This is a genomic window from Vibrio sp. Sgm 5 (assembly GCF_026241575.1).
GTDB classification, from domain to species: Bacteria; Pseudomonadota; Gammaproteobacteria; order Enterobacterales; family Vibrionaceae; genus Vibrio; species Vibrio jasicida.
Genome location: NZ_JAPHPY010000150.1, coordinates 1 through 329 on the forward strand (window position 1 = coordinate 1; position 329 = coordinate 329).

Genomic DNA, 329 nt, shown 5'->3' on the forward strand with positions numbered 1-329 from the left:
GTACCACGACCTTGGATTGAGAATACGTCTTCGATAGGCATTAGGAATGGCATATCTACTGCACGCTCTGGCTCAGGGATGTATGAATCTAGCGCTTCAGCTAGTTCTACAATCTTAGCTTCCCATTGCTCGTCGCCGTTTAGAGCGCCTAGAGCAGAACCTTGGATAACTGGTAGGTCATCACCTGGGAAATCGTACTCAGATAGAAGCTCACGAACTTCCATTTCTACTAGTTCTAGTAGCTCTTCATCGTCAACCATGTCACATTTGTTCATGAATACGATGATGTAAGGGATACCAACCTGACGGCCTAGTAGGATGTGCTCACG

At 46.5% G+C, this 329-nt stretch carries 1 protein-coding gene; it reads right to left on the reverse strand.

The window, feature by feature from the left end; translation table 11 throughout:
* Positions 1 to 329 (reverse strand): GTP-binding protein (locus tag OQJ86_RS26470; protein WP_265992365.1); only part of this gene is annotated, 329 nt, incomplete at both ends.